Annotated in this window: 24 protein-coding genes and 1 pseudogene; 10 read left to right on the top strand and 15 right to left on the bottom strand. The window is 58.4% G+C overall.

What is annotated here, in order from left to right; translation table 11 throughout:
- From Q1A51_RS23660 to Q1A51_RS23635, 6 genes and pseudogenes are all read right to left on the bottom strand, one after another.
- Positions 1-356 (bottom strand): annotated as a pseudogene (locus Q1A51_RS23660) (hypothetical protein); the annotation flags it as partial.
- A gap of 63 nt (positions 357-419) precedes the next feature.
- Positions 420-1,442, bottom strand: coding sequence for an amino acid ABC transporter substrate-binding protein (locus Q1A51_RS23655; protein WP_299606505.1), 1,023 nt, complete (start codon positions 1,440-1,442; stop codon positions 420-422).
- A 252-nt stretch (positions 1,443-1,694) separates the two neighbouring features.
- Positions 1,695-3,896, bottom strand: a complete 2,202-nt coding sequence (locus tag Q1A51_RS23650) for a PAS-domain containing protein (protein ID WP_299606508.1) — start codon at positions 3,894-3,896, stop codon at positions 1,695-1,697.
- Complete coding sequence (locus Q1A51_RS23645; protein WP_299606511.1) at positions 3,896-5,092, bottom strand: FIST N-terminal domain-containing protein; 1,197 nt, start codon at positions 5,090-5,092, stop codon at positions 3,896-3,898. The genes Q1A51_RS23650 and Q1A51_RS23645 overlap by 1 nt, the downstream gene beginning before the upstream one ends.
- A 33-nt stretch (positions 5,093-5,125) precedes the next feature.
- Positions 5,126-5,827: a response regulator transcription factor gene (locus Q1A51_RS23640; protein WP_299210045.1), complete on the bottom strand. Its 702-nt coding sequence runs from the start codon at positions 5,825-5,827 to the stop codon at positions 5,126-5,128.
- Positions 5,828-5,936: 109 nt separating this feature from the next.
- A complete protein-coding gene (locus Q1A51_RS23635; protein WP_299606514.1) occupies positions 5,937-7,706 on the bottom strand; it encodes a PQQ-dependent methanol/ethanol family dehydrogenase in 1,770 nt (589 codons plus the stop codon).
- Positions 7,707-7,923: 217 nt separating this feature from the next.
- Here Q1A51_RS23635 and Q1A51_RS23630 point away from each other — a divergent pair, with 217 nt between their 5' ends.
- The 3 genes from Q1A51_RS23630 to Q1A51_RS23620 all read left to right on the top strand — a co-directional run bounded on the left by Q1A51_RS23630 (position 7,924) and on the right by Q1A51_RS23620 (position 10,151).
- Positions 7,924-8,445, top strand: a complete 522-nt coding sequence (locus tag Q1A51_RS23630; RefSeq protein WP_299210049.1) for a hypothetical protein — start codon at positions 7,924-7,926, stop codon at positions 8,443-8,445.
- Positions 8,446-8,516: 71 nt separating this feature from the next.
- The gene (locus tag Q1A51_RS23625; RefSeq protein ID WP_299606516.1) at positions 8,517-9,485 is read left to right on the top strand and encodes an ABC transporter substrate-binding protein; all 969 of its coding nucleotides are present in this window, start codon (positions 8,517-8,519) and stop codon (positions 9,483-9,485) included.
- On the top strand, positions 9,486-10,151 hold the full coding sequence (locus tag Q1A51_RS23620) for an ATP-binding cassette domain-containing protein (RefSeq protein WP_299606518.1): 666 nt from the start codon (positions 9,486-9,488) through the stop codon (positions 10,149-10,151).
- Here the strand turns inward: Q1A51_RS23620 and Q1A51_RS23615 are convergent.
- From Q1A51_RS23615 to Q1A51_RS23590, 6 genes are read right to left on the bottom strand one after another with little or no spacing between them, the layout of a single operon-like run.
- Positions 10,091-10,627 carry a sel1 repeat family protein gene (locus Q1A51_RS23615; RefSeq protein WP_299606521.1) on the bottom strand — a complete coding sequence of 179 codons (537 nt, stop codon included), beginning with the start codon at positions 10,625-10,627 and terminating at the stop codon, positions 10,091-10,093. The genes Q1A51_RS23620 and Q1A51_RS23615 overlap by 61 nt on opposite strands.
- 54 nt (positions 10,628-10,681) lie before the next feature.
- Entirely contained in the window at positions 10,682-11,473 is a 792-nt protein-coding gene (locus tag Q1A51_RS23610) for an ABC transporter permease (protein WP_299606523.1), read from the bottom strand.
- Complete coding sequence (locus Q1A51_RS23605) at positions 11,470-12,186, bottom strand: ABC transporter ATP-binding protein (RefSeq protein WP_299606526.1); 717 nt, start codon at positions 12,184-12,186, stop codon at positions 11,470-11,472. The genes Q1A51_RS23610 and Q1A51_RS23605 overlap by 4 nt, the downstream gene beginning before the upstream one ends.
- Complete coding sequence (locus Q1A51_RS23600) at positions 12,183-12,635, bottom strand: hypothetical protein (protein WP_299606529.1); 453 nt, start codon at positions 12,633-12,635, stop codon at positions 12,183-12,185. Before Q1A51_RS23600 ends, Q1A51_RS23605 begins: the two co-directional genes overlap by 4 nt.
- Before the next feature lie 24 nt (positions 12,636-12,659).
- Complete coding sequence (locus Q1A51_RS23595; RefSeq protein ID WP_299606530.1) at positions 12,660-13,622, bottom strand: YVTN family beta-propeller repeat protein; 963 nt, start codon at positions 13,620-13,622, stop codon at positions 12,660-12,662.
- Complete coding sequence (locus Q1A51_RS23590) at positions 13,619-14,782, bottom strand: ABC transporter substrate-binding protein (RefSeq protein WP_299606533.1); 1,164 nt, start codon at positions 14,780-14,782, stop codon at positions 13,619-13,621. The genes Q1A51_RS23595 and Q1A51_RS23590 overlap by 4 nt, the downstream gene beginning before the upstream one ends.
- 163 nt (positions 14,783-14,945) lie before the next feature.
- Between Q1A51_RS23590 and pedF the strand changes: the two genes are divergently transcribed.
- From pedF to Q1A51_RS23560, 6 genes are all read left to right on the top strand, one after another.
- Complete coding sequence (gene pedF, locus Q1A51_RS23585; RefSeq protein WP_299606536.1) at positions 14,946-15,644, top strand: cytochrome c-550 PedF; 699 nt, start codon at positions 14,946-14,948, stop codon at positions 15,642-15,644.
- Between the two features lie 4 nt (positions 15,645-15,648).
- Positions 15,649-16,551, top strand: coding sequence for a transporter substrate-binding domain-containing protein (locus tag Q1A51_RS23580; protein ID WP_299606539.1), 903 nt, complete (start codon positions 15,649-15,651; stop codon positions 16,549-16,551).
- 86 nt (positions 16,552-16,637) lie between these two features.
- The gene (locus Q1A51_RS23575) at positions 16,638-17,153 is read left to right on the top strand and encodes a CoxG family protein (RefSeq protein ID WP_299606542.1); all 516 of its coding nucleotides are present in this window, start codon (positions 16,638-16,640) and stop codon (positions 17,151-17,153) included.
- Between the two features lie 39 nt (positions 17,154-17,192).
- Positions 17,193-17,678: a (2Fe-2S)-binding protein gene (locus Q1A51_RS23570; RefSeq protein ID WP_299606545.1), complete on the top strand. Its 486-nt coding sequence runs from the start codon at positions 17,193-17,195 to the stop codon at positions 17,676-17,678.
- Positions 17,679-17,691: 13 nt separating this feature from the next.
- Positions 17,692-20,064 (top strand): xanthine dehydrogenase family protein molybdopterin-binding subunit, encoded by a 2,373-nt coding sequence (locus Q1A51_RS23565; protein WP_299606548.1) that lies wholly within the window; start codon positions 17,692-17,694, stop codon positions 20,062-20,064.
- A 12-nt stretch (positions 20,065-20,076) separates the two neighbouring features.
- Complete coding sequence (locus Q1A51_RS23560; protein ID WP_299606551.1) at positions 20,077-20,859, top strand: FAD binding domain-containing protein; 783 nt, start codon at positions 20,077-20,079, stop codon at positions 20,857-20,859.
- A gap of 59 nt (positions 20,860-20,918) precedes the next feature.
- On the opposite strand, the gene Q1A51_RS23555 is transcribed toward Q1A51_RS23560, so the two are convergent.
- The gene (locus Q1A51_RS23555) at positions 20,919-21,788 is read right to left on the bottom strand and encodes an FAD:protein FMN transferase (protein ID WP_299606554.1); all 870 of its coding nucleotides are present in this window, start codon (positions 21,786-21,788) and stop codon (positions 20,919-20,921) included.
- Positions 21,785-23,839: a 4Fe-4S binding protein gene (locus tag Q1A51_RS23550; protein ID WP_299606557.1), complete on the bottom strand. Its 2,055-nt coding sequence runs from the start codon at positions 23,837-23,839 to the stop codon at positions 21,785-21,787. Before Q1A51_RS23550 ends, Q1A51_RS23555 begins: the two co-directional genes overlap by 4 nt.
- 157 nt (positions 23,840-23,996) lie before the next feature.
- Here Q1A51_RS23550 and Q1A51_RS23545 point away from each other — a divergent pair, with 157 nt between their 5' ends.
- On the top strand, positions 23,997-24,764 hold the full coding sequence (locus Q1A51_RS23545; protein WP_299606560.1) for an ABC transporter permease: 768 nt from the start codon (positions 23,997-23,999) through the stop codon (positions 24,762-24,764).
- Here Q1A51_RS23545 and Q1A51_RS23540 read toward each other — a convergent pair.
- Positions 24,761-25,462, bottom strand: coding sequence for a vWA domain-containing protein (locus Q1A51_RS23540; protein WP_299606563.1), 702 nt, complete (start codon positions 25,460-25,462; stop codon positions 24,761-24,763). The genes Q1A51_RS23545 and Q1A51_RS23540 overlap by 4 nt on opposite strands.
- Between the last annotated feature and the right edge of the window lie 8 nt (positions 25,463-25,470).

Here is a 25,470-nt window from a genome sequence, read left to right as displayed (position 1 = left end):
GTCGCAGCAGTCTTGACGGCGAGGTTGGATGCGTCTCGCGCAGTTCCAATCAAGAACCCGAAGAGGGTGGTTAAAACTATTGCGATGGACCCGACAAAGAGCGTGTTGAGAAAACCCACGAACAACGTCCGTGCATATGGGTCCCTTATGTCCTTCTGGACCAGTGAAAAACTGTAGTCCCACCCCGTGCTGCGCTCCAGAAAGCCAAATCCGCTGGTCAGGCCCTGCGCCGCCAAGTTCGTTCTGGCAGTGGTGAATCCCCCGTAGACAACAAGCAGGGAAACACCAATCAAGACCGCTTGTATGATGATTTTTCGCCGTTTTACCTTGCGGCGTAACTCTTCTGCTTTGGACATGGCAGTTTCCCTACTCATGAGTCAGAAAGGGCCAGCTTTGAAGCCGGCCCTTCCAGCATCTGATCAATCGAGGATCGGTGCGTAAAGCACGCCGCCGTGGCTCCAGAGGTTGTTGAGTCCACGATCCAGCTTGTAGGGGCTGTTTGCACCCAGATTACGATCGTAGACTTCGCCGAAGTTGCCTACGGCCGCGATCATCTCGCGCGCCCATGTGTCGCGCAGACCAAGGCGTTCACCCATGCCGGGCTCGACACCCAGCAGGCGGGCAACTTTCGGGTTCGGTGGGTTGGCGGCCATTTCTTCGACATTGGCCATGGTTACGCCTTCTTCTTCGGCGATCAGCATTGCGGCGAGCATCCAGTTGACCACATCAACGAATTCTTCATCGCCCTGACGCATGGCTGCGGAAATTGGCTCCGACGACAACTGGTCGCTCAGGATCACGTGTGCATCGGGGTTGTCGATCTCGGTCGCCCGCAGAACAGCGAGGTTGGGACCCCACCCAGCAAAGGCATCGCAACGGTTGGCTACATATGCCGCACGCAGCTCTGCAGCGCTTTCGTATGACACCATGGTGTGTTCGACACCGATTGTGGACAGGTAGTTCGCTGAAATCCGTTCGATGGTGGTCCCGGCCTCGACGCAGATTGTGCCGCCTTCAAGGTCCTTGGCTTCGGTGATGCCCAGATCACCGTGTGCCATGAATTGGGTACCGCCGAAGAAGTATGGCAGGCTGAACTGAAGGCCAAGTTCCGTATCGCGGCCCATGGTCCAACCGGTTGCCTTGATGATGACGTCAACGTCACCGGATTGCAGCGCTGGGAAGCGTTGTGCCCAGGACAATGGTACGATCTGGTTCGCGTTGGGGTCGCCCAAAATGGCCGTTGTCAGCGCGCGACACAGGTCAATGTCCAGACCTTTCCATTCGTTCTTATCGTTCACCTCGACGAAACCAAAGTAGCTGCCGTTGTGACCGGAGCATAGCAGTGTGCCACGTTCCTTTATTTGTTTGACGGTTGCGCTCTCGGCCATCGCGGTGACCGGGAGCAGTGCAAGCGCGGCCGCCACCACGCTGGTAAGAGACATTTCCCTGAGCATCTTATTTCCCTATTGTTCTGTATAATGGCATATTTGTGCTGTTATGTAGCATGAAGTCGAAACTTAGTATGAGTCAAGCTTAAATCTTGATTGCAGTGCATCCCGAGGGTCAGCGGGGAGAAAGGTGCAACTGTTGTCTGCACGGCACAGAGGCAGCGGATCACTTGGGAAGTGGTATGATTGGGGAGCGTTTTGGGAGCGGCGTACCGGCAGTGCTGTCGCCGCCGCGGACAAGCAAGGTCAGTTTGCCTTGATGCTTTCACTCAAGAAATCGTTAACGCGCTGTGCGTTCACCGGCTTGGGCAGCAGTTTGATGTTCAAACGTTTGCAATGCGAGCGCAGCTCTGTCGTGCGATCCGCAGATATGATCGATGCCGGGACGCGGCCGTATTTGTGCAGTAGATGCTCGTAAAGTGTGATGCCGGTCATGCCGTCACCCAATTGGTAGTCCAGGAGAAACACATCGGGCACAAGGTCAATTTCCGATATTGTCGAAAGCGCTTCTTCTCCGGTTTCGGCCAAGATCACCTCGCCGCCACAGCTTTCGATCAAATGGCTGATGGCCTGTGCGACACCCCGATTGTTCTCGACCAGCATCACCAACAATCCGTTCAGATCGCGGAGTGTGTGCGAGGGCGTCGTGTCATGGGGGCTTTGCAACCGTGCCGTGGGTGCAGAAATTGGCACCACTATGGAAAAGCAACTGCCTGTTCCCGGTTGTGACCAGAGTTCCAATGGATGGCCAAGGCCTTTGCAAGCCCGTTCGACAATCGCCAAGCCCAATCCAAGCCCTGAATTCGCTGCGCCGGATCCCAGTTGCTTGAACTCCTGAAAAATCGTTTGTTGATCTTCTTCGGCAATGCCGCATCCGCTGTCCCAAACTTCTATGCGCGCAAAATCCCCGACCCGTCTGACACCCGCTAGGACGCGCCCTGTTTCGGTGTAGCGGATCGCATTTGACAACAGGTTCTGAACAATCCGGCGTAAGTACCCTGGATCGCTGACAACGGTCAGGCCACTATGGATCAGGTTGAATGCAAGACCTTTTGCGCGTGCGCTTGGAGCCAGTTCGTCCCTCAGAGGGTCGAAGATTTCTGTCAACGAGATGGGCTGGATATCAAACACAGCCTTGCCCGCATCCAGTTTTGAAATTGCCGACAGGGCTTCGATGATCTGCTCAACACCCTGAAGTGCCGTTTCAGTCTTGGCAACGATCTGTTGGACATCCGCGTTGTCGATCTGATCCGCAATCGACGAGACAAAAAGCTTTGCTGCGGACAGAGGCTGCAGCAGGTCATGGCTGGCGGCTGCTACAAAACGGGACTTTGACGCATTTGCCCGTTCTGCTTCGGCCAAGGCATCCTCGAGCTCTGCTGTGCGTTCCTCAACCCACAGCTCCAGTTTCTCGTTGACGTTGGCCAGAGCGCGGGTCGCAGCACGTTCCGAGGTGACATCGGTCAGGCTGATCACGAAACCTTTGTCCGGCATTTCCTGGGCAAAGATGCTGTAAATCTGGTCACCCTTACGGGTCACTTCGAACGCGATTGGTTCACGTGAGCGGGTGCGGTTGGCCCAGTCAATCAGTCGCTGCGCGGTAAAACGTGATCCGAAAGTCAACTCCTCGCGAAACTGGTCCATAAGGTCGTCGAATTTCAGTTTTTCCCGCGCGCGTGCGGGCGCAACGTCTAACAGCCTGTCCATACGCTTGTTCCATCCGACCAGCGTTTTATCGTGGTCAAAGATGCAGACACCTTGGTTCAGGTGGTCGAGTGTGGCTTGCAGTCTGCGCGCTTGCTGATGGCGCATCTTGTCCCGTTCGTGACGTTCCATCCGAATGATGTCGGTCACATCGGTCTGCAGGATAACCGTCCCGTTGCGGGAGGTGCGGTGTTCCGAGGCTTGCAGCCAGCGATCCCAGATCAGGCTGACGTTGAACACCACGTGCTCTTCGCGGTGCCGCTCGATACGCAGTTGCGCCCAGTCTTCTGCGGTTTGCCCGTCTGGCAGTGCCAGAAAGCGGCTGTTTGAAATGGAAGTGACATATTCCTGAAACGTCAGCCCTTCCTTTAGAACGGGCTCAACATCCTGCAGATCGCGACAAAAGCGGCTGTTGAACAGGACCAACCTGTCCTGTTCGTCAAACAGCGCGAAGCCTTCGTTGATTGTCTCGATCGCTTCGGCCAAATTCGACCGGGCAGTCTCAGTCTCTATATTTGCCTGTTCAAGCCGTGCGTTGGAATCCTGCAAGAGGTCCAATGTGCGTTCAAGGTCACGGGTGCGTTCCCGCACCTCGGACTCCAGAAGAGCCGCACGTTCGAATTGCTGATAGGCAAAGCCGGATTGTTCCGTCTTTTGTTCGACCCGCCGCATCAGCGCCTGAGATATCTGGAGAAGCTTTTCGTTCTGCCGCTCAAGCGAGTCCCGCGGATCGATCAGAGACATTATGCGCGTCCCTTGTCTCGCGGATCCGGATGGTAGAAGGCCACTCCGCTCATCGTGTGGTTCACGTGCAAGGGTCCGATCTGTTCACCATAGGTCGAAAAGCCAGTGACCCGATGTTCGCCCAAAACGTCCGAAATTTGCCGCGTCTGTTGCGACTGCTCTGCTTCGATCCGGCGCAGAATGCAATCGCAGCCAATGATGTTTGTCGGTTTCCGTGGATGGCTTAGATCGGACAGTTTCTTTTGCAAATGCGCTGACAGGTTTTCTTGCGAAGCCACTGTCAGGACCATCCCTTCGTCAATAGCAGAAAAGAATACCAATTCGCCATGTTCGTTCACCTGCTGGATCGCACGCACGTGGTGCGTGTCGCCAATCCTGACGACAACAGGATGCGACGCAAATGTGAAACGGTCCAGCTGGTTTGGGTCCTTGCCCACAAGCCGGGCATATTCGCGTGCGGCAGGTTCTGCATTGATCTCTTTTACAATGCGGCGTGCGGGATCGGCGCCTGTCACGACCATTTGCGTTTCGCCAGGCACCAGATGATTCAGGCTGAACACGCGGGTCTGAAACTTGCTGCGGGCCAGGGTGAGGATCGCAGCGTTGCTGGCCACTTTGCCATTCAGCGCCACAAAGGTCTGAACAAAGCTGGTCCCATCGCCAGCCGATCCACCAAAAATGGGAAAGTCACGCAACGCCGGCGCAATCGTGGCCGCTAACGTATCCTCGCTGAGCGACAACCCATCCACAACAAGGAAGGCAAAACTGTCATCGAGATCAGGCGTCTTGTCCCGAAGGGAGATCCGTTCAAGCGTGATTTCGTCGATGGTCGCTTGCGTATCGAGAGCATTGATATTCTCGATCATGATCGACTTTGTTACAAACCCGTCGGACGGAAACCCGACAGCAACGACAAGACCTTCCTCATAGCCGGTTGCACCAATCTCGCCCGCAGTTGTGCAGGCCAAGACGTCGGTGTTAGGAAACAGCGCGGCGGCCTCGGCCACAACACCCTGGAAGTCGACCAGGGGCGTTACAAACAAGGCCACAAGCGCAAGCGGCCCGTCACCCAACTTGCGTTTCAGGTGTTTGACCGGCGATGTCGTCGAAGCGCGCACTTCACCTGTACGAAGTATATCGTACTGGTCTGCCACGGCACGTCCTTCAAGCCTGTCGGCCTTGGACTGCAATGTCATTTGATTATCTCCCTGACGCGAAGGATAGGGGCGTCAGTCCGATGTTGGCAAGACTTTTGAATACTTCGCTTCCTGCGCAACAAGGACGGCCTGGGTCCGGCTTTGAACGCCAAGCTTGCGCATGATCGCAGTGACATGCGCCTTGACCGTTGTCTCGGCAATCGACAGGTCAAAGGCAATCTGCTTGTTCAACTTGCCTTCACAGATCAGGTCGAGGATGCGCGCCTGTTGGTTTGTCAAAGACGAGAGGCGGCTCAGATGATCCTCTCTGTTTTCTGCCCCATTTCCTTCGACATAGCCCGCCGGTTTGTAAACATCACCGGCTGCAATGGTTTGTATGGCCTCAAGAAAGACGGACCGATGCGAATGCTTGGGCACAAATCCCTGTGCGCCTGCGACGATTGAATTGGCTATGATCGAATTGTCGGTCATCGACGATACGATGATGACTGGTGTGCTCTCGGCCGTGCGTTTCAGCCGCATCAACCCGTCCAGCCCATCAACGTCAGGCAGGTTCAGATCCAGCAAAATAAGTGATGGTGGCGCGTCATCCGCCAATCTGTTGAGTGCACTTTCGAGACTATCAGCCGTCACAACCCTGTCGAAATTCGCGACAGATCGCAGTGTCAGCTCAAGCGCGTCACAGAACAGCGGGTGATCATCGATGACCAGCGCCCAGCCTTGTGGCACCTTGGCTTCGGATGGGTTGGATAGGGGCGTGGTTTGAAATGACATGATGCCAGCTTAGACCACGGGGCGCAGGCCGGTCACTTGCCAAAAGGTACTACATCAAAAGACAAGCGCCCCCGCTGTTGCAGGAGCGCTTGCATGTGAGGCTCAAAGATCAGTTGGCCGAAGCCAGCTGTTCGGGCAAACGGAATGTCCAGAGCATACCACCTTGGTTCAGGTAGTTCACTTTCTTGGCAACCTCACCACCCCAGAGCGGAACCGCGCCACCCCAGCCGGAAATGACGGTAACGTATTGCTCGCCGTCCTGTTCCCACGTGATGGGCTGACCCACGATGCCCGAGCCGGTCTGGAAGGACCACAGTTGTTCGCCCGTCTCGTCGTCAAAGGCGATGAACTTGCCCTCGGGCGTGCCGGTGAACACCAGGCCACCTGCTGTCGTCATCACGCCGCCCCACAGGGGTGCATCGTTCTTGAACTCCCACTTCAGCTCACCGGTGTCGGGGTCGATCGCCTTCAGGCTGCCGATGTGATCATCGTAGTTCGGCTTGATGGTAAAGCCCGAGCCTAGATATGCAGCACCCTTCTTGTAAGTGATCGGCTCGTTCCAGATGTCCATGCCCCATTCGTTGGAGGGCACATAGAAGTTGCCGGTGCGCTGGCTGAATGCCATCGGCATCCAGTTTTTGCCACCCAGGAAGCCCGGGGATGAGAACACCACTTCACCCTTTTTGCCATCTGCAGAAGCTGCGGGATCACCGGGGCGATTCTCTTCGATGAAGATCGGGCGACCGTTCTCGTCGATGCCGCTCGCCCATGTGATGTCCTTGACGAAGGGCACGGCGCTCACGAAGGCACCGTCTTCGCGGTTCAGAACATAGAAGAAGCCGTTCCGGTCGGCGGTGGCATAGCGCATGTTGCCCGCGCGGTCGGTGTAGGAGACGACCTCGTTGGTGCCATCATAGTCCCAGCCCTCGCGCGGGGTGGTCTGATAGTGCCACTTGATCTCTCCGGTGGCGGGGTCGATCCCGATGCGCGAGGCAGCATAGAGGTTGTCACCTGCGTTGCCTTCGGTTGGCGTGCCCGCGTTGCGCAGGTGGCTGTTCCATGGCGCAGGGTTGCCGGTGCCAAAGACCAGCGTGTCGGTGTCGGCGTCATAAGAGCCGCCGAGCCATGTGGCGCCGCCGCCGGTCTTCCACATATCGCCGGGCCACGTGGCGTTGAGCGTGCCGGTCATGGTGCTTTCTTCGCCGTTGAGCGTGCCCATGTGGCCTTCGATCACGGGTCGCGTCCAGACGGTCTCGCCGGTTATGGCGTCGCGGGCCTGCACTTCGCCAACAATGCCAAACTCACCGCCCGAATTGCCGGTGATGATCAGCCCATTCACGATCAGCGGCGCGGCGGTGTAGCTGTATCCAGCCTTGTAGTCCGCAATCTTCTTGTTCCAGACAGTGTCGCCGGTCTTGGCATTCAGCGCCACGATGCGTGCGTCGAGCGTGCCGAAATAGATATTGTCGCCGTAGATGGCCGCACCACGGTTCACCACGTCACAGCAGGGCAGGATACCTTCGGGCAAGCGGGCATCGTACTGCCAGATCTCTTCACCCGTCTTCACGTCGATCGCGTACATACGTGAATAGGACCCGGTGATGTACATGACACCATCATGCACGATGGGTTGCGTCTCTTGACCGCGCTGTTTCTCGCCACCCAGTGAAAAGGCCCATGCAGGGACAAGGTTGTCCACGTTGTCCTTGTTCAGGATGTCGAGCGGAGAGTAACGCTGAAGGTGGCGGCCCATCCCGTTGGTCAGCACGTCGGACGTAGAGGCCGCATCGTTCGCCAGCATCTCTTCGGTCACACCTTCTGCAAATGCTGGCGAGGTCATAAGCACCCCCACAACGGCAGCTGCAATAAATCTGTTCATTTGTTTTCCTCCCAAAACCCGTTGGTGGGCAGTTCTTACAAAGGTGACATGCTGAAACAGGCCGACCTTTGCCCTGCGCCAATTATTTGCGCAAAAGGGGCGCGTAGGTATTGCACAATGGTCGTAAGACCCCAAAGAACTTGACAGATGACGTGCGACTTTGGTCGCGCTGCGACTCAATCAGACAGCTCCTATCCTGCGTGCGGGGGGAATTGTCATGACACTCAGAGCAACGCTTGCGCTTGTCGCCATGGCCTCGACTGCTGCTGCGGAAAGCCAAAGTGTTTACCTTGAATCGCAGGATGGAGATCAGATCAAGATCGCGACAATCACGATTGCCGACGGCGGTGATTACGCCATTGAAATGGAAGATGCGCCGTTCTCAAATCACTTCCTGTCCATGCGACCCTTCCGCTGCCTTGAGGGACCAAAGAAACACTGGTGCCATGTGCCCTACCCCTATGACATCAATCGAAACATCCATGCAGACCTGACCGACCTCGAATATGACTTCTTGTTCCTTTGGAAAGGGGCCACGGAATACGGGATCAATATGTGGAACGGCGTTTACTACAAGCTGGAAGACGACGACGGTCGCCTGATCGGCACCTTGCACGAGATGGACATGGACCTGCTGTCAGCCCCGCCCGAAACGGGTAACCTTCGACCCTTGAAGGCGACAGACCTGCATGAAAGCGACCCAGACAGCCACTGGTTACCACGCATGGTCATCGATTGAAGCTGCGGCTTCGGTCGCATTCCAGCGCAGCATCATACTGCTAGGCTTAGGCAATACGGGAGGATTACGTGATGTTTTTCAAAGCACTGACCGGAGCGATGGCCGCAGCTGTCGTCGCCACGGCCGCATTCGCTGAAGACCCGACGCTGCGGGCGTCGGTTCTGAAGTTCGGGACTGTGACCTGGGAACTGAATACGATCAAACATCACGGATTTGATGCGGCACACGGGTTCGATTTGCAGGTGCAGGGCGTTGCTGGTGGATCAGCAGCTAAGGTGGCATTTCAGGGTGGCGAAGCTGATGTGATCGTGTCTGACTGGCTCTGGGTCGCGCGCCAGCGTGCCGCCGGAAAGGACTACCTCTTCATTCCCTATTCCAAGGCCGTCGGCGGCGTCATGGTGCCTGACGACAGCCCGGCCCAATCATTGTCCGACCTGTCCGGGCGCAAGATCGGCATTGCCGGTGGCCCATTGGACAAAAGCTGGCTAATCCTCCGCGCCCACGCAGAAAAGACATATGGTATCGACCTCAAGGCTGACACCAAACAGGTATTTGCTGCCCCACCCCTGATCTTCAAATCCGCTCTGTCAGGTGAGTTGGATGGGGCCATCAACTTCTGGCATTTTCTGGCGAAGATGGAGGCATCGGGAATGCGAAAACTTGTGGACGTTGCGGATGCGGCGACTGATCTTGGGCTGGATCCCGACACACCTTTGCTGGGCTACGTGGTGAAGGGCGAGATGCTGCGCGACATGCCTGACCTTGTGAAAGGCCTTGCGGCGGCTTCGCGCGATGCGAAGAACCTGTTGGCAACCGATGACGCGGAATGGGACCGTCTGCGCGACAAGATGAACGCCAAAACCGATGCACAATTCGAAGCACTCAAGGCCGGATTCCGCGCGGGTATTCCTGCCCCCGGTCCCGTGGATGAAGACGCTGCTGCGCGCATGCTTGCGCTGATGATCGAGCTGGGCGGCAAGGAGTTGATGGGCGAGGCGCAGGAGTTGCCGGCAGGCACATTCCTGCAATCCGGTAGCTAGTTGGCTTCCTCTTTGCTCGACGTCCGCTTGCAGAGTTTGCGCCATGACGACACCCGTATCCTGCAAGATGTCTCCTTCCAGCTGATGCGTGGTGAAACACTTGCCCTTGTGGGCCCGTCCGGCATTGGAAAGTCGTCCCTTCTGCGTGTCATCGCCAGCCTTAACACCGAGTTTGAAGGATCATGTGCATTGGACGGAACCTGCGCCATGGTGTTTCAGGAACCGACGCTGTTGCCTTGGCGCACTGTCAGCGACAACATTCGCGTAACGACGGGTGCAACCGCCAAGCAGGTCAACGTAGCGCTTGCGGATGTGGGCCTTGCCGGACGCTGCGAGGACTATCCGGGGCAGCTTTCGCTTGGCCAACAACGCCGTCTGGCCCTTGCACGTGCCTTTGCGGTGAAACCTGATCTTTTGTTGCTGGACGAACCGTTTGTGTCGCTCGATCCTGCATTGGTGGACGAGATGATGGTCCTGTTTGCCCGCTTACGGGCCATGCACAACGTGACAACAATTCTTGTGACCCATGTTGCACAGGAAGCAAAGAAACTGGCGAGTCGCATCGTGACGCTGGGCGGCAACCCCGCGACCATTGTCGGCGATGTTCAGAACGAAGGCGCGTATTTCCAGTTGTCCGCGTCGGGCGTGACCTCGTCCAGATCGTAGTCGGCGCGCTGCAATCTCTGCGCGATCACCAGCCCCTCGCCCGCAGCCTCATCGACAAATTGCCGTCCCAAATCTTTGTCCTGAGCAACACCGTGCCCCCGCATCAGCGCAATGCCATAGTTGAATTTGCCCACAGGATCGCCAAGTTCTGCCGCGCGGCGGTCCCATTCGGCAGCGGTATCTGGATTGTAGTCGCCACCCAACCCGTTGTTGTCCAGCTGACTCATCCATGTCATGGCGCCGGTATACCCATCGTTTGCACAGTTCTCGAACAAAGTACGGGCCGACTGGTGATCTCCGGACTTTGTCAGGGCATAGCCCATGGAACAAATGACCATGCCTGTCTCGCCACGCTCAGCTTCTTCCAGGAAATACTGCCACGTCATCTCGTCAGGATTGAGTGTGCCGAACTCCTCGGCCAGAGCGGTTCCAGCGCAGCAAGTGCAAATGAGGGTAGCGATCACAGCGTGTTTCATCGCCCTTCCATACCATAGTTCCTGTCAGGTCGCGACCGAGCCATTGGTCGGTGCCTAACCGCGCCGCCCAATTCGAGTACGCGCAGGATCATATCCAACCAACGCCGCAGCGGCGAAGACGGTTGCGGCCAATACAGTCCAAGCCAACGCTGCACCGTTCACCTCGACATATAGCGCAAAACGGATCAACTCGACCGCATGCGTAAACGGGTTGAACGCGCAGATGTCGTGCAAAAGCTCTGAACTCTCTGCCATCTTCCACAGCGGGTAGAGGGCTGACGACAGAAAAAACATCGGAAAGATCACGAAGTTCATGACGCCGGCAAAGTTCTCCAGCTGCTTGATGAAGCTGGATAGGAGCAACCCAAGCGCACCCAACATCAATCCCGCCACGATCAGGGCGGGCAACACCGTCAGATACCCCCAAACCGGCATCTTGATGTCAAACGCGGCGGCGATCGCGAGGAAAGCATAGACCTGCAGGATCGAAATCGTGGTTGAGCCCAGCAACTTGCAAAAAAGCAACCACCAGCGCGGCAAGGGCGATGTCAGCAACAGCTTCATCGACCCCATCTCCCGGTCATAGACCAATGAAAGAGACGATTGCATGCCGTTGAACAGCAGGATCATACCGCACAACCCCGGCACGATGTACGTCTCGTAAGTGATGTAGGTCTGATAGGGTGGGATGATGCTGAGCCCCAGGGCTGCGCGAAACCCGGCGGCAAACACCAGTAGCCAGACCAACGGGCGTACTAGGGCGGCAACAAAGCGTTCCCGTTGATGGATAAAACGCAAGGCTTCGCGCAGGACAATGGCGCGAAGAGACGTGAGATAGGCTGTCATGCAACCGTTCCAGTCAGCGCAAGGAACCGATCCTGCAGGCTCATATCACCAGCAATGTCTTGGGCTTTGCCGGTCTCCAGAATTCGGGCCTGGTGCAAAATGATCAGATCATCGTTTGGCTGTACCTCGTCCGTCAGATGCGTGGCCCACAGGATCGTCTTGCCGTCCTCAGCAAGACCGTGGGCGTAGTCCGTTATCGACGCACGGGTCGCGGCATCAAGACCGACAGTGGGTTCATCCAGCAGCAAGACACTTGGATCATGCAGCAATGCGCGGGCAATTTCGGTGCGGCGCCTATGCCCGCCGTTCAGCGCGCGCGCCTTCTCCCCTGCCCGCTCGCGCATATCCAGTTGATCCAGCGCGCTTTCGATCCGGCATTGGGCCGCACGACCGGAAAGCCCGTGCAGCGCAGCGAAGTAAGACAGGTTCTGTTGCACCGTCAAATCCAGATCAAGTGTGGTTTGCTGGAACACGATACCCAATTGCGCCAACGCGGCGCGCGGTGACTTTCGAAGATCATGGCCTGCGATTGTGATCTGTCCGTCTGGTGCAACAAATAGACGGGTCAGCAGGTTGAAGAGCGTAGACTTGCCCCCCCCGTTCGGACCAAGCAGTGCACAGAACGTACCGGTGGGCACGCTGAACGAAACGTTGTCCAGCGCGCGCTTGGTGCCATAGAAATAGCTGAGGTCCTGCGCCTCAAGTCCGTTCATTTAATGGTGATTTCCAACCGCTGTGTTTCGCCCGATGTGCCGGGGATCTTGATGTAGTATGCGCCGGGTTTGATCGCGATGAAACCAATCTCCATCTCACCGGCTTCATCAAACTCGATGCTATCAAGGCCGAGCGGCCGGATTTCCAAGCCTTCAACGACAATCTCGTCAATCCAGATGGCTCGGAAAAACTCCGGTCCGACCAAAGCAAGCTCCTGACTGCCATCACCCTGAATCTCGAACTCGTAATAGGTGCCGGACTTCAATTCCCACGCGCCCTCTGGTGCGATGGGTTCTCCTGCCGACAAGATGATCGGCGGCAGGTCTTTCTTGTTGCTACCGCCCAGCAGGCCTGCGGCGCCAAAGCTGGGGCCGTCATCATCGTTGTCGGCCAGGGCAAGTGTTGGCGCGGCGAGCGCCATCGCGGCGATCAAAGCCAAAGTTTTCATTGGGTTCCTCCCGAAATGTTGTGATTACGACCCCGTGGGGCGGTATGCGGCCCCCCAGGGAAAGCGGCCCACCTTGATGGACTTGATGGCTTCGCGTTTTTCGACGTCGATTACGGTGACGTCGCCTGACACACCGTTGGTGGTGAACAGCATCGACCGATCCTCGTTGAAATCCATGTGCCAGACGCGGCGACCAACCAGAATGTAGTCCTCGACCTCGTAGGTTTCGGCGTTGACGACTGCCACGTGATTTGACGGTCCAAGCGCCACAAAGGCGTGCGTATCCCCAGCGGTGAATTCAAAGCCCACAGGCTGCACCCGGTCGGGGTGCACGCCTTGCACCTCAAAGCTCATCTTGGCCTTTTCGGTCTGTGTGGCCGTGTCGAACACGGTTAGCGTGCCGCCAATCTCGGAACTCACCCACATCTCAGCCCCGTCCTTGATGAACTCGGCGTGACGCGGGCGACTGTCGACAAGCGTGTTGGCGAACAGCTCTTGTGTGTCAGTGTCGATCCAGTGGGCCATATTGGTGGTTTCGGACGTGGTTATGGCGATTTTGCCATCGGGGGACACGGCCATGCCCTCCGGCTCCACCCCCACGTCGATCTGGGCAATCACCTTGCGGGTCTCGACATCAACGACCGTCGTTATCGCGTCATCCTCGTTTGCGATATAGAGGTGCTTGTCATTCGGATGCAGGACGAACTGTTCGGGGTCGTCACCAGACGGCAACTCATGCAGGATTTCGCCCGAGTTGGGGTCCATCACCTGCACCGCATTGCTGTCGGACGCACAGATATAGACGCGGCTGTAGTCGCTGTTGAACAGGATGCCACGCGGACGTTCACCCGTCTCATAAGTCTTGATCACTTCAAGTGTATCGGTCGAGATGACAGAAATCGTGTCATCCTTTTCATTCGTCACCCAAATCTCGCCCGCCATCGCGGTCGAGGCCAGAAGGGAGAACATCGCAGTCAATCGGATCATTGGAACGCCTCGCATTTGCTTTCGGGACGGTCGAGCCCCAGGCTATCAAGTTCGTTGGTCTGATGTAGAAACCCCTCAAGCGGGGCCTGCGCCACAAGGGCGCGGGGATGCACGATGGCAATTGGCTGTCGCAACTGTCCGTTCCAGTCGCGGTAAGTCAGCGGTCGTCCTTTGAAACCCGCCAGTTCAAACTGTTCGGACATGATATAGCCGCGCAGCGTTTCGCGGTCGGACGCGTTGGTACGCGTCATCGCCTCACCCAGCGTGCGCACGGCTGCCCAGGCGGCATAGTCTTGCGCGGTCATCTCACGCGCATGCTCATCCTCAAACCGGGACTGCAGTTGAGCTGCCCCCCATTGTTCGATGACAGGGGACCAGCCCACGGCAGTCAGCCCTTCTGACCCCACGACCGGACGCGCTTGCCACGTATTATACAGCACATACCGCCCGAAATCGTGCACTTCGTCCGCAATGATCAGCGCGTCGTAGTCGCCGAAGTCCTGTGTGAAGAGCGGCACCTCTTGCGATGCGTTGCGACGCATGTCGGCGTCAAAGGCCCATTCTTTTTCGCCATTCAGATCAAGACCGAACTTCGTCAGCGACCGACGCACCGCCTCGGCATAGCTGAGGTCAGAAGCATGCGTACCTGTGATCATCACCAGGTCATCCCAACGTTTTTTGACCAGTACTTGTGCCAGCGCATCCGTACGCATCGCATCGGACGCCAGTGTGTGCAGCAGATTACCCCGGCATTCCACGTCGCGGAGGGCCAGATCACCGGCAGATGTGTTGAACAATACTGCCCCTTCCGCCTCGGCCAGATCGGCAATGGCGATGATGTCTTCGGGTCCCGCATCGATCACAAGGTAGGGAGAGGCTGACAGCAGGTCGCGCGCGGCGGCCAGCGGGTCTTGGTCCTCAAACACTTCGGTCACGGTCAGCTCGTATTTCTGACCCAGGAATTTTCCCGTTGTCAGGTTATCAGCAAGACCCGTTTGCGCGCCTGCAAGCCCGTTATTCTCTGGAATCGGATCAAGGTTCGACAGGGTCGGCGGCGCTGGCTGTTCGACGCGCAGATACCCGATGTTCAGTGTCATCTCCGCAGATGCTGGCGCGGCGAGGACACCCCCGACGAGCGCACCTATCACAAGGTGTTTCACGACAATTCCTCCCATGGTTGCTAGGCTACCGTGGCGGGCGAAGCGACTGGTATAGGACCATGGTCTTACTCCTTTCGACGCACAACCAAAGTCCAATACCGCGCATCCTTTTGGTGGCGTAGGACAAAGGCAATGAGGAGCATTCGTGTCAGGGAGGCATGTGATGAAAAGCACAACCCGAAAACAGTTTCTTATGGCCGGCGCACTGACGGCTATCGCAACGCTTGCCGTTGCCCACGGCGACGTCGCACCGCAGGCGGTGGACACCACTGGCCTGCCCATGATTGAAGGCGAGTGGCTGACCGAAAATCCCTATCGCGCCGACAAGGTGGGTGAGGAAACCTGGCTGCGCGCCGTTGAAATCGGCGCGTCAGGTTACAACCAGAACTGCGCACGGTGCCATGGGCTTGAAGTTGTTTCAGGTGGCTTGGCACCCGATCTGCGGTTCCTTGAAGCCGAAGAATACGGCGATGAATGGTATGTCGAACGCTTCGTTGAAGGCTACACCCAGAACGGCATCACCAAGATGCCGGCCTTTGGTGAGCTTTTGGGCCAGGAGGCTGCATGGGCTATCCGCACTTACATCGAAGCCCGCCCCGATGACATGGCGATGGAAGAAGTTGCAGACGAACTAAAAACACTCCGCGACGAACTGGCTGGCTACACCAGCGACGCCAGCGGCGCAGATGCTGACGCACTCAAGGCACGGCTGGGTGAAATCGCAGGTGAAATCCCGACCCTGTCAGGCGCTCCTGTGGCCGACAGCGTCGCCTTCCGTGCTGCGAACCTGATCGACGGGACACCGGGCGCTTACAAGTCGGCTTCCGAGGCCTTGACCATCGGATTGTCTGCCGCAAACTGACGGTATGACAATTCGAAACACGATCTTCTCCCTGGTGGTTATGGGTCTGTCCTGGACGGGGCAGGCCCATGCTGCTGATCCATGTGCAGATTATGTGCCCCAGCCCAAGCCCCAGAATGTCGGTCGCGACATCGTGGGCAAGGAAATGGACGAGATCCAGGACCAAGGCCACATGCTCTTCGCCGTCTACGAAGACTACCCACCTTATTCCTGGGAAGAAGGCGGAGAGCCAAAGGGCGTCGATATCGAGATTGCGCGCATCATCGCCAAGGATTTGGGGGTCGAAGCGCGGTTCAATTTTGTTGATGCGGGGGAAAACCTTGACGCCGATCTACGAAACAACATATGGCGAGGTGCACTGATCGGGGGCCGGATCGCCAACGTGATGATGCGGATCCCTTATGACAGCGCCTTCAAATGCCGTGTTGAACAGGTGGTATTCACCGGACAATACGCAGGCGAAAGCATCGCCATCGCCTATGACAAGGCAACCTACCCCGAAGATAAACCCGTCCCCGCCTATTTCCGCTTCGACACTGTTGGGGTCGAGAATGACTCGATCTCGGACTTTTATTTGTCTGGATTTGTTGGTGGGCAACTTCAGGGCAACATCCGCCGCTTCCCTACCACGGCCGCTGCAATGGCCGCATTGAACGCCGGTAGCGTCAAAGCCGTGATGGGTCCGTTGGGCGAACTTGAACATGGGCTGACGGACAGCACGGATGTGCACCAACCAGCTCTGGCCGGATTTGCGATCAGCCAGTGGACGTTAGGAGTGGCGGTGAATTTTCGCTACCGTCCTCTGTCCTATTCAGTCGATGACGCCATCAACTACGCACTTCAGGATGGCCGGATTTCTGCCATCTACGAGAAGTATGGACTGACGCACCAAACCCCCGAACGGTAAGAGCGACTTTGGTCGTACACACTTGGTCGAATAGTGTCCCGTCCCCCTGCACCATAGGCTCCGCAGGAAGTAGAAGGGGGACTCTCATGAATCTCAGCGATTCACGTGTCATTGATGCCGAACGCGATCTGGTCTGGGCGGCCATCCTTGATCCCGAGATGTTGAAACTCTGCGTCCCGGGCTGTCAGGAAATGACAGGCACCCCTGAGGAAGGCTTTACTGCCACGGTTGTACAAAAAGTCGGCCCGGTCAAAGCAACGTTCAAAGGGGCCGTAACCCTCTCTGACATGCAACCCCCCGAAAGCGTCACCATCGCGGGCGAGGGCAAAGGCGGGGCTGCGGGCTTTGCCAAGGGCGGTGCCAATGTGCGGCTGGAAGCGCAGGGGGCGCAAACAGTCCTGCACTACGAGGTCGAAGCAAAGGTTGGCGGCAAACTGGCGCAATTGGGCAGCCGCATCATCGACGGCTTCGCCAAGAAGATGGCCGATCAGTTCTTTACCAACTTTCAGGATCACGTGGGCGCATCACCCACCGAAGAAACAGACCCCGAGGCGTCGGAAGACACGCCCAAGAAGGGATGGCTCAAGCGCTTGGTCACCTAAGCGCACCAAACACAACGAGATGTTCTAAGGGAGGACAGGATGACAAAGGTAACCATGACGGTGAACGGAAAGGCCGTCTCGGGCGACGTGGAAGGACGGACATTGCTGTCGTCCTTTCTGCGCGAAGATCAGGGCCTGACCGGCACGCATATCGGCTGCGATACGTCTCAATGCGGGGCCTGCGTGGTGCATGTGGATGGGCAAGCCGTGAAATCCTGCACAATGCTGGCCGCCGAAGCGGACGGCGCGACGGTCGATACGATCGAAGGTCAGGCAAACGCCGATGGCTCGCTGAACGTGATCCAGCAGGCGTTTCAGGATCATCACGGCCTGCAATGCGGGTTTTGTACTCCGGGGATGGTGATGTCGGCAGCGGCCTTGCTCAAGGAGAACCCCAAGCCGTCCGAGGCCGAGGTGCGCGAATACCTCGAAGGCAACATTTGCCGGTGCACCGGGTACCACAACATCGTCAAAGCGATCATGGCCGCGTCCGGTCAGGACGTACCCGCTCTGGCCGCCGAATAAGGGAGAGACCAATATGCCCAAAGATACAGGGATTGGCGCCGCCACAGTGCGCCGCGAAGACGTCCGTTTCCTGACCGGAACCGGCGAATACACGGATGACATTCAACTGGCGAAACAGACCTACGCAGTTTTTGCCCGCTCGACCGTCGCACATGGCACGATCAAGTCCATCGACACCTCCGCCGCCTCGGCCATGCCCGGCGTGCTGGCCGTGTTCACCGGCGAGGATTTCGTCGAGGTGGGCGGCAACCCCGCTGGCTGGCTGATCAACTCGCGCGACGGCGAGCCGATGAAGGAACCCAAGCGCCCCGTATTGGCGCATGGCAAGGTGCGCCATGTGGGCGACGCCTATGCCGCAGTGATCGCGGAAACCGTTGAACAGGCCCGCGACGCGGTCGAAGCCATCGAGGCAGACATCGACGAACTGCCCGCTGTCGTGGACATGAACGACGCGCTGTCGGGTTCGAATTTCGTCCATAACGAGATCGAAACCAACCAGTGCTTTGACTGGGGCTGGATCGAGGACAACCGCGAGGCGACGGACAACGCGATCAAGAACGCGCATCACGTCACCACGCTGGAACTGGTGAACAACCGCCTTGTGCCCAACGCGATGGAGCCGCGCGCGTCCATCGGCAGCTATAAGGCCAGCACGGGTGAGTACACTCTGCACACAACCTCGCAGAATCCTCACCTGACGCGGCTGCTGATCTCGGCCTTTGTGCTTGGGATCCCCGAGAACATGCTGACAGTCATTGCGCCCGACGTGGGCGGTGGTTTTGGGTCGAAGATCTATCATTATGGCGAAGAAGCTCTTGTGTTGGCTGCGGCCAAAAAGCTGGGGCGTCCGGTGAAATGGACGGCAGACCGGACCGAGAGCTTCCTGACCGACGCCCATGGCCGCGACCACGTGACCAAGATCGAACTCGCGCTGGACGCGGACGGCAAATTCCTCGCCTTCCGCACCGACACCAAGGCGAATGTGGGCGCGTATCTGTCAAACTTCTCGACAGCCACGCCGACCTTCTTGCATGGCACGCTGATGGCCGGGAACTACACGGTGCCGCTGGTCTATGTGAACGTGAAGGCAGTCTTCACCAACACCGCGCCCGTCGATGCCTATCGCGGTGCAGGTCGGCCCGAGGCGACCTATTCCATAGAACGGGTCATCGACAAAGCCGCGCGCGAACTGAGCATGGATCCCATCGAGCTGCGCCGCAAGAACTTCGTGAAGCCCGACCAGTACCCGTTCGCGTCAGCCGCAGGTCTGGAATACGACTCGGGCAATTACGACGCTCTCATGGATAAGATGGAAGAAGTCGCGGATGTGGCGGGGTTCGAAACCCGGCGTAAGGCAAGCGAAGCCAAGGGCCTGCTGCGCGGCTTCGGCGTGAACGCCTATATCGAGGCGTGCGGAATCGCCCCCTCGAACCTCGTCGGTGTGCTGGGCTCTCGCGTGGGTCTGTACGACGCAGCCACAGTGAGGGTGAACGCCACCGGCAACCTGAGCGTCATGGTCGGCGCGCACAGCCACGGGCAAGGGCACGAAACGGCCTTCCCCCAAGTGGTGGCCGAGATGCTGGGGATCGACCCCGGCGTGATCGACATCGTACATGGCGACACGTCCAAGATCCCCTTCGGCATGGGCACCTACGGCTCACGCTCGCTGGCGGTCTGTGGCTCTGCCGTGGTCCGCGCGACCGAAAAAATCATCAACAAGGCCAAGAAGATCGCCGGCCACATGCTGGAAGCATCCGAGCACGACATCACGTTGTCTGACGGCGTGTTCTCAGTCTCTGGCACGGACAAGTCGGTGACCTTTGGCGAGGTCGCGCTGAAGGCGTATATCCCCCACGAATACCCGCTCGAAGACATCGAACCGGGCCTGGAGGAAACGGCCTTCTACGACCCTGCGAACTTCACCTACCCTTCGGGCGCCTATGCCTGTGAGGTTGAGGTGGACCCCGAAACGGGCAAGGTGCGCGTGGACCGGATGACCGCCGTTGACGATTTCGGCAACATCATCAACCCGATGATCGTGACCGGTCAGGTCCATGGCGGTCTGGCGCAAGGGATCGGTCAGGCACTGGTCGAAAACACAACCTACGACGAAAACGGCCAGCTGCTCAGCGCATCTTACATGGATTACACCATGCCCCGCGCCGACGACATGCCGATGTTCGCCGTTGACCACAACCAGGGCACACCCTGTACCCACAACCCGCTAGGCGTCAAAGGGTGCGGCGAGGCCGGGGCCATCGGCTCGCCCCCGACGGTCGTGAACGCAGTGATCGACGCCCTGCAATCAGGCGGCAAGAACGTCACCCATATCGACATGCCCGTCTCGCCCGCCCGCGTGTGGGACGCCATGCAGAACGCTGAGTAAAGGAGGCTTCAGATGTATGATTTCGACGTTGAAAAACCGGGCACGATTGCCGAAGCCGCCACAGCGATGGGGGTCGAGGATGCGCAAGCACTGGGCGGGGGGCAGACACTGATCCCCACGCTGAAACAGCGCCTCGCCAGCCCATCCAAGCTGGTATCCCTATCCAGCGTGGCCGAGATGCAGGGCATAACTAAAGAGGGTGATACGCTGCGCATTGGTGGGGCGACCACCCACGCCGCAGTCGCAGCCGATGGCAGCTACCCTGCCCTGTCGGCGCTGGCCTCGAATATCGGCGATCCTGCCGTCCGCAACCGCGGCACCATTGCTGGATCGCTGGCCAACAACGACCCGGCGGCCTGCTATCCTGCGGCTGCACTGGCGTCAGGGGCGACCATCATCACCAACACGCGCGAGATCGCGGCAGATGACTACTTCCAGGGCATGTTCGACACAGCCTTGGACGAAGGTGAAATCATCACCGCCGTCAAGTTCCCAATCCCCCAAGCAGCCAACTACCAGAAGTTCGTCCAGCCCGCGTCGCGCTTTGCCTTGGTCGGTGTGTTTGTCGCCAAATTGGCAGACGGGGTGCGCGTGGCGGTGACGGGTGCTTCAAACGAGGGCGTGTTCCGTTGGACCGAAGCCGAAGGCGCATTGAGCACCGACTTCTCTGCATCTGCGCTCGACGGTCTGAGCGTGTCACCTGACAACATGATCACCGATCTGCACGGCTCGGCGACCTATCGGGCGCATCTGGTCAAGGTGATGACCGGCCGCGCGGTGACCGCCGCAAGCTGATCCACAGCTATTCAAAAGACGAAGGGCGGGGATCATCCCCGCCCTTTTCGTTTGTGTCGTCAAAGTGTGATCAAGTCTCCCCCCGGATCAATCAAGGTGATCCTGTGAACCCCCTTCGCCCCACGCACCCGTTCCGCCAATTCCAGATCACCCAACGCCAAACCGGTCGACAGCGCGTCGGCCATGGTTGCCGTCTCAGCCTCGACCGACACAGTTGACCAACGTGGGGTCTGTACGGCGTGTACGATGTGGCCGCTCAGTCCCACCGGCGTCGCCATGGGGCTTGATGTTGCAACGGCCATGTTTTCGATTGTTCGCATCGCCAGCCGACCATGGACAGGGTCGGTAAGCCCCAGCCGCCAAGGGCCGCCCGACCCACGATGTTCCCCAATGTTGACCAACGTCCGCTCAAAGCCGCGATCGCGCAGCATGTCCGACACCAAATCCGTCGCGAACCCTTGCGCAATGCCGTTGAAAGTCAGCGCCTGCCCGGCCCCAAGCTGCACCCTGTTGCCGCGCATCGTCACACGATCCCAACCGACAAAACGACGCGCACCCGCAACGTCCCCACCCTCTGCCAGAGCCTGCCAAAGCGGCTGAACGGTCGGATCGAACAACCCGTCGGTCAGGTGGTGCGCCTGATCCGCGATCCGCATCAGGGTTTCGAAACGCGCCGGCACATTCCGCATACCCTTCCCGTTCAGCAACACAAGGTCTGACCCGGGATCATAGAGCGAGAACAGCCCCTCAACCTCCGCTATCAACGCCTGTACGTGCCGCAGGGCCGGGCCAGACTCATTGGAGGGTCCCCGCAGTTCAATCGACACCTCTGCGCCAAAGGCGTGTCCTGTCCAATCGGTGCGCTGCGCAATCGCTGGCGTGGCAGCGAAACTGGCCGCAATAGCTAGAAAACGACGACGCTTCATCATTCTGCGGCCACCTGCAATTTGCGTCCCTTCGCCGCCAGGATCAGCGGCACACACTGGCTCTCATCATCATGGATCGTCACGCAGTCCAGACACTGGAAGCATTCGGAGTACTGGATTTCGCCCGTCTTCTTGATCGCGCCGTAGCTGCACTTGACCTTGCAAAGCTGGCATGGCGACCCGCATTCGGCCCGCCGCGCAATCCAGTCGCGTCCCCGCACCAAACCACCAATCGCCATGACAGCCCCCAGCGGGCACAGATACCGGCAAAACCCCTTGAACAGCACCATGGAAAGAACCAGAAGGCCAACCGCATAGGCGACATAGTACCACTCACGCACAAAAAACGTGGTGATGGCTGTCTTGAACGGCTCCACTTCGATGGCCTTGTCCAATGCCGCCGGTGCGGTGAACAACAACGCCACGAGTGACGCAAGCACAACGTATTTCAGATTCTTCAACTGGTTATCCCAGTACGCATTCGGCTCAATCTGTGGCAAACGCAAGAACCGCCCCAGATGGTGCGCGAACTCTTGCAGCGCGCCAAAGGGACAGAGCCAGCCACAGAACAAACCCCTGCCCCACAGCACAAAGCCAACAATGGTCACCCCCCAGATCACAAGGGAAAACGGATCATACAGAAGAAACGCATAGCTTCCCCCGTCCAGCGCGGTCCGGGCAACGGCCAAGGGCGTGGCAATGGAAAGCTGGCCCTGCCCCCACCAGCCGATGAAACCGGTGACAAAGACCAGAATGGCCAGCCGAAGCGGCGTGAACCATGGATGTGCAGCCAGCCAGTTCGTCCCCAAAAGGAGCAAAACGACGAGGCCCGCCAGAAACACCCCAAGCACGATCAGATCAACCGCCCGATTGCGCAGCGCATCGACCCAAGGCGGCGCGGGTTTCACGATCACAGGCCGGGCATAGAACCGCTCGGGCGTCACGTGCGGCACGTCCAGCGTCACTGACCCGATCTCGGGTTGGAACGACCCGTGCTCGCGCAATGCCTTGACCTTCAGCACCCAATCAGAGGTTGGGTCAAAGCCCAAACGCCGGTCCGTGCGCAGGATCAAAGCGGCCCCGTCATAGACGGCATTGTGCAAGTCATTGGGCAGCGCATCATTCAGCTCCACGTAGATGTCACTGTCACGAAAAGCGATGGGAAAGCCGCCCTGCTCCGCACTTATCAGATTGGGGGCAGTGTTGCGCACAAACTCGTCGGTTACCAACCCGTGCCGCGCGGCCTCGATCACCAGCACAGGCTCGTCCGTGTCGGCAATCTCCATGAAGCCCTGCAATTCTTCAAAGCTGCTATTGCTCAAGACTGCTTCGGCAATCGACGGCGCACCAATGTCGACAACCCAAAGGTCCAAGTAAGCGCCATCAGGATCATCCTTGGCCTCTGGGTCATCATCCTCCCAAAGCGTGCCTTCGAAGGCGACATCCATCTCGGCGTTTGTGACCACCTTACGGGTCACTATTCCTTCGGTGATCAAGTCTTCCCACGTCAGATCTTCGCTGTATTCGGTGTTCGGGTAAGCCGGCGGCCCCGTCGAAATCCCGCCCATCTTTTCACGTGCCACCTGCAAGGCAGCCGCCAGGATGCTCTCGTGCGCAATACGAACCGATGCGGTCCCTTTGGTCACACCATCCAGATAGACCAGCGCCGACCCCTCGCTGCCCGCACCGTATGGCGATCCGACCACCAGCGTGTCCGAAATCGAATGCCCCCGGTACTGCTTGAAGAAGTCATAAAACAGCTTTTCCGGCAGGCCAGAAACAAAGATCGGCTCGTTGTGCGAAATCAACTGCACATCCAGAAAGCGACCGTCCAGATCAAGCACGACAAGCAGGTTGATCGCAGCCCCGGAGAAGCCCGGCAAAGGTGCCATCGGCTCCGTCTCGAACACGTAACCAGCTTCGGCCCCACCCGAATTCAAAAGCTGCCAAACCCCCTGGTCATTGATCTGATCACCCAAGGACATGGGCGGCACGATATAGGGGGCGATCACGTCGCGGCTCAGCGGTTCGGCAACAGTCAGAATCGTGGCCATACACCACAGAATGGCAGACAGCAGCAAAGAGGTTATGGGCTTGATCACTGACATCCCGCGCAGCCTATGACGGCTGATGCCGCGACCCTATGCGACTAAGGTATGACCGCAGCCCAAATAGCTTTGGGCACGATCATATTTGTGACAGGCTCGGCCCATGACCGACACCCGCTTCGACGCCAAAACGCTCGTGCTATCGCTGCTGGCCATGCTGGCCCTGTGGTGGGCAGCGGCATGGGTTGGAAGTGACCCCAGCGTTCTGCCCGCACCCAACCAGGTATGGGGCATCTTCACGGACGAATTGGCCCGAGGAGAGTTGCAGGTCCACTTCACCGCAACGCTTTTGCGTGTTGCAGCAGCCTTCTCGCTCGCCATGGGGTTCGGCTGCGCCATCGGCTTTTTCATGGGCGTGAACACCACCATCAATCGCTGGTTTTCCCCATGGCTGGTCGTACTTCTCAATGTCCCTGCTCTGGTGGTCATTGTACTGTGCTACCTTTGGATCGGCCTGAACGAGGTGGCCGCAATCACCGCCGTTGCCTTGAACAAAACGGCCATGGTGGCCGTATCAATCCGCGAAGGGGTACAAGCACTGGACCCCAAGCTGCGCGACATGGCGCGCGTGTTCCGCATGAGCCGCGGCGCCCAACTGCGGCACGTCATTGTCCCGCAGCTTTGGCCCTATATTGCCAGTTCCATCCGCAACGGCCTCGCCATTATCTGGAAGATCGTGCTGGTGGTCGAGTTTCTGGGACGTAGCAACGGGATCGGCTTCCAGATCCACCTCTATTTCCAACTGTTCGAAACCGGCTACGTGCTGGCTTACGCGCTCAGCTTCGTGGCCTTCATGCTGCTTTTGGAATTCACCCTGCTCCGCATGATGGAGGAGCGCGCAACGCGGTGGCGACAATCGGCACCCGGCTAGAACAGCAGCTTGCAACCAAGAGTACGGGTCATAGCTGCAACCAGTTCATCCACGGTTTCGGTGTTCACATACTCCCCACCGGTCTGCGTGGCGAGGCACTTGGCCCCGCTGACGGACGTCTGGTAATCCGTCTGCCCCTGACTTTCCCAACCAAAATGCTCACCCCTGACCTTAAAGCCGATCACATGGACAGTCAGGCCCGTGCCCATCAGCTGATTGGCCAGCGCACAGGTCTGCCCACCGCAGGTTTCGCGACCATCGGTGACAAGCACCACGGTGCCCGGCTGGGTCGACGACCCAAGCGTTTCGACCGCCAAAGTCACCGCTTCGGTCAGCGCCGTCCTGCCTTCGGGTTCCAGAGTGTCTACTGCGGCAATCACGGCGTCGGCAGCGTCCACGCGCGGACCAAAGCGCAAGTCGACGCCGGAACACTCACCGGCACCACCCGCCCCACCGGGACCGTATATAATCAGCCCAATCCGCCGAAACGGCGCCACCTGCGGCATAGCCGTGCGCACCGCGCGACGGGCCTCAAAAATGCGTGGCTCGTTGATCTGGTTAAAGCCCATCTCGGCCATGGAGCCGGACCCATCAAAGACAATCATCGCATCTTCGGTGCAATTAGCCCATGCGGCGGTGGACATCAGAACCGCCGCAATAGCAGCAGCTGCAACAGTTCTCTGACCTCTCCGTCGCATGGCCCCCT

This window comes from uncultured Tateyamaria sp., from assembly GCF_947496075.1.
Classification (GTDB): Bacteria; Pseudomonadota; Alphaproteobacteria; order Rhodobacterales; family Rhodobacteraceae; genus Tateyamaria.
This window is presented reverse-complemented; position numbering and strand designations above follow the sequence as displayed.